Source organism: Microbacterium sp. AR7-10, assembly GCF_001878835.1.
In the GTDB taxonomy this organism is placed as follows: domain Bacteria; phylum Actinomycetota; class Actinomycetes; order Actinomycetales; family Microbacteriaceae; genus Microbacterium; species Microbacterium commune.
The window spans coordinates 1-3,695 of the sequence record NZ_MJIR01000014.1 but is presented as its reverse complement, the minus strand read 5'-3'; the positions used below and the strand labels follow the sequence as shown (position 1 = coordinate 3,695).

General features: G+C 71.9%; 4 protein-coding genes and 2 pseudogenes. All 6 read left to right on the top strand.

Annotated elements, in window-relative coordinates:
• Window positions 1-326, top strand: a pseudogene (locus BFN01_RS15300) (metal ABC transporter substrate-binding protein); the annotation flags it as partial.
• Window positions 323-1,162, top strand: a complete 840-nt coding sequence (locus tag BFN01_RS00970) for a metal ABC transporter ATP-binding protein (protein WP_071640595.1) — start codon at window positions 323-325, stop codon at window positions 1,160-1,162. The pseudogene BFN01_RS15300 and the gene BFN01_RS00970, both read left to right, overlap by 4 nt.
• Entirely contained in the window at window positions 1,159-2,019 is an 861-nt protein-coding gene (locus BFN01_RS00965; protein ID WP_071640593.1) for a metal ABC transporter permease, read from the top strand. Before BFN01_RS00970 ends, BFN01_RS00965 begins: the two co-directional genes overlap by 4 nt.
• 50 nt (window positions 2,020-2,069) lie before the next feature.
• On the top strand, window positions 2,070-2,486 hold the full coding sequence (locus tag BFN01_RS00960; RefSeq protein ID WP_071640591.1) for a Fur family transcriptional regulator: 417 nt from the start codon (window positions 2,070-2,072) through the stop codon (window positions 2,484-2,486).
• Window positions 2,487-2,506: 20 nt separating this feature from the next.
• Window positions 2,507-3,517 (top strand): permease, encoded by a 1,011-nt coding sequence (locus BFN01_RS00955; RefSeq protein WP_371260968.1) that lies wholly within the window; start codon window positions 2,507-2,509, stop codon window positions 3,515-3,517.
• Window positions 3,510-3,695: pseudogene (locus BFN01_RS00950) on the top strand (hypothetical protein); the annotation flags it as partial. The gene BFN01_RS00955 and the pseudogene BFN01_RS00950, both read left to right, overlap by 8 nt.

Below are 3,695 nucleotides of genomic sequence, written 5' to 3'. Positions count from 1 at the left end.
TCACCGAACCGCTGCCCGGGGCGCTGGCCGCGGCGGCCGGCCTCGACGACGTCGCCCCGGAGGGCTTCGCCTCAGCGGTCGAGGAGGGCAACGAGGTCGCCCCCGCGATCCTGCTCGAGTCGCTGTCGCTCGTCGAAGACGGTGCCGTGCGCGCCGTGCTCGCCAACGCGCAGACCGGAGGGGCGGAGACGAGCCGCATCGAAGCCGCCGCCGAGGACGCCGGCATCCCGGTGATCACGTTCCACGAGCTGCTGAACGCCGACCAGTCGTACGCTGAGTGGATGCGCTCCGCGATCTCCGACCTCGCCGCCGCACTCGACGGATGAGCGGCGCCCCAGCCAGCGTGCTCGAGATCCGCGGTGCCGCGCTGCACCGCTCCGGCCGCGAGCTGTGGTCGGGACTCGACCTCGACGTCGCGCCGGGGGAGTTCCTCGCCGTGCTCGGACCGTCCGGGTCGGGCAAGACGACGCTGCTGCGCAGCATCCTGGGCCTGCAGCCGCTCTCGGCCGGCACCGTCCGGGTCGGCGGGCAGCCCGCCCGACGCGGTGACCGCCGGATCGGCTACGTGCCCCAGCAGCGCCCGCTGCCGCCCGACACGAGCATGCGCGCGCGAGACCTCGTCGCCCTCGGCGTGAACGGCACCCGCTTCGGGCTGCCGATCCCGCACCGCGGCGATCGCGCCCGCGTCGACGCGCTGCTCGAGGGGGTCGGCGCCGCGCACTACGCCGAGCGTCCGGTCGGACTGCTCTCGGGTGGTGAGCAGCAGCGCCTGCGCGTCGGTCAGGCTCTCGCCGACGACCCCATGCTGCTGCTCTGCGACGAACCCCTCTCCGGCCTCGATCTCGCCAATCAGCGCGGCATCACCGGAATCATCGACCGTCAGCGCCGGCAGGGCGCCGGCGTGCTGTTCGTCACCCACGACGTCAATCCGATCCTCGGGCTCGTCGACCGCATCCTGTACATCGCCGGCGGACGCTTCGTGCTCGGCACCCCCGACGAGGTGCTGCAGAGCCGCGTGCTCACCGACCTGTACGGCACGGCCGTGTTCGTGCTGCGCGCCGGAGACCGGCTGGTGGTCGTCGGAGCGCCGGATGCCGAGGGCACGCACGCGCACGAGCACGACGACGACGGCGCCGCCGCACACCGGGGAGCCCACGCATGAGGCCGATGCTCGACTGGGGCGATGTGTTCTCGTTCCAGGACTACGGCGAGCTGCTGGCGCTGCTGTCGAACTCACTCATCGCGGGCGCCGTGCTCGGCGTCGTCGGCGGGCTGATCGGCGTCTTCGTCATGCAGCGCGACCTCGCCTTCGCCGTGCACGGTGTGAGCGAGCTGTCGTTCGCCGGGGCCGCGGCCGCGCTGCTGTTCGGCGGCAGCGTGGTCGTCGGTTCGCTCAGCGGCGCACTGGTCGCCGCGATCCTCATCGGCGTGCTGGGCGCGAAGGCGCGGGACCGCAACTCGATCGTGGGCGTGCTGATGCCGTTCGGGCTGGGCCTCGGCATCCTGTTCCTCTCCCTGGTCGACGGGCGCACGGCCAACCGATTCGGGCTGCTGACCGGCCAGATCGTGTCGGTGTCGAGCCCGGATCTCGGCTGGCTGATCGGCATCTCCGCGGTCGTTCTGGTCGGACTGCTGCTGATGTGGCATCCGCTGCGCTTCGACTCGCTCGACGCCGAATCCGCGGCAGCGCGCGGTGTGCCGGTGCGCGCGGTGAGTCTCACCTTCATGGTGCTGCTGGGGCTGATCGTCGCGGTCAGCGTGCACATCATCGGCGCGCTGCTGGTGATGGCGCTGCTGGTGACCCCGGCGGCGGCGGCGATGCGCCTGTCGAGCGGCCCGGTCGCGGTGCCGCTGCTGGCATCGCTCTTCGGGTTCACGGCCGCGGTCGGAGGCATCCTGCTGGCGCTCGCCGGAACCCTCCCGGTGAGCCCGTACATCACCACCATCTCGTTCCTGATCTATGCGGGCTGCTGGATCACGCAGCGGGTGCGGTCCCGGGTGCGGCCGGTCGGTCGCTGACCGTGATCAGCGCTGACCGCCCGCACAGGCGCCCGGCCTAGACTCGAGGCATGGCTCAGCGGAACACCTGGCAGCGCGAACGCGTGCGCGATGCGCTCGCCGACGCGCGCGGCTTCGTGAGCGCGCAGTCGCTGCACGCCGAGCTGCGTCAGGCGAACACCGGCATCGGACTCGCCACCGTGTACCGGGCCCTCGCCGGGCTCGCCGCCTCGGGCGAGGCGGACTCGCTGCAGAGCCCCGAGGGTGAGGCGCTGTACCGCGCCTGCTCGACGGAGGGGCACCACCACCACCTCATCTGCCGGTCGTGCGGGCTGACCGTCGAGATCGAGGCGAAGGATGTCGAGCAGTGGGCTCAGCGCACGGCATCCCTGCACGGCTTCCGCGACGCCGAGCACGTCGTCGACATCTTCGGCCTCTGCGCCACCTGCGCCAACCGGCAGGATGCCGCGTCCGGGGCCGCGCAGTGACATCCACGGCATCGCCGCCCGTGCCGCACGCGCACCGGCACCCGCCTCGCCGGGTGCCGACCGGGCAGGCGATCGCAGCGGGTGCCGGCATCGTCGCGGTGCTCGTGCTCATCGACCTGTTCGCGCCCACGCTCTTCGCCGACGCCCTGCCCGCCCGTGCTCAGGATGGCCTGACCCTCGCCCTCAGCGTGCTGATCGAGGCGCTGCCGTGGGTGATCCTGGGCGTCGTGCTGTCGATCGTCGTGCAGGTGTGGCTGCCCTCGGATGCCGTGCAGCGCTGGCTGCCGCGCAACGCGTGGGCGCGACGCGGCGTGCTGTCGCTGCTGGGCATGTTCATCCCCGTCTGCGAGTGCGGAAACGTGCCGTTCGCTCGCGGGCTGATGATGCGCGGACTCGCCCCGGCCGAGGCGATGACCTTCCTCATCGCGGCGCCCATCGTGAACCCCATCGTGATCCTCACCACCCACGCGGCGTTCGGCTGGGACGGCGGCATCCTCGTCGCGCGTCTGGTCGGCGGCTTCGTCATCGCGAACCTCATCGGGTGGCTCTTCAGCCTCCGCCGCGATCAGCAGGCCCTGCTCACCGAGCGGTTCGTCGACACCTGTGCGCACGTCGCGCACGAGCCCGGCAGCCCCGCCCGCCGCAGCCTCGTGCAGTTCCTCATCGAGCTGCGCGCCGTGATGCCCGCCCTCGTGATCGGTTCGGCGCTCGCCGGAGCCGTGCAGGTGCTCGTCCCGCGTGACGTGCTGCTGGCGATCGGCTCGAATCCCGTGCTGTCGATCCTCGCCATGGTCGCGCTCGCGATGACCGTCGCGATCTGCTCGAACGTCGACGCCTTCTTCGCCCTGTCGTTCGCCTCGACCTTCTCGTCGGGTGCGATCATCGCCTTCCTCATCGTCGGGCCGCTGGTCGACGTGAAGATGCTCGCGCTGCTGCGCACCACCTTCACCGCCCGCGTGCTGGCCGCCGTCGTCGGGATCGTCGTGCTGTCGGCCTGCGTGATCGGGATCGGGGTGAACGTCCTTGGCTGAGACCGAGAACGCGCGACGCGAGCTCTGGCGCGCTGTCGTCACCCGCTGGCTGGGTGTCGGCCTCGCCGTCGTCATCTCGGTGGTCACGCTGGTGCTCGCCGTGACGGGGCGCCTCACCCTGTACATCAGCCCCGAGACGGTGTGGTTCGCGGCCGCGGCGGCCGCGAACCACACCGTC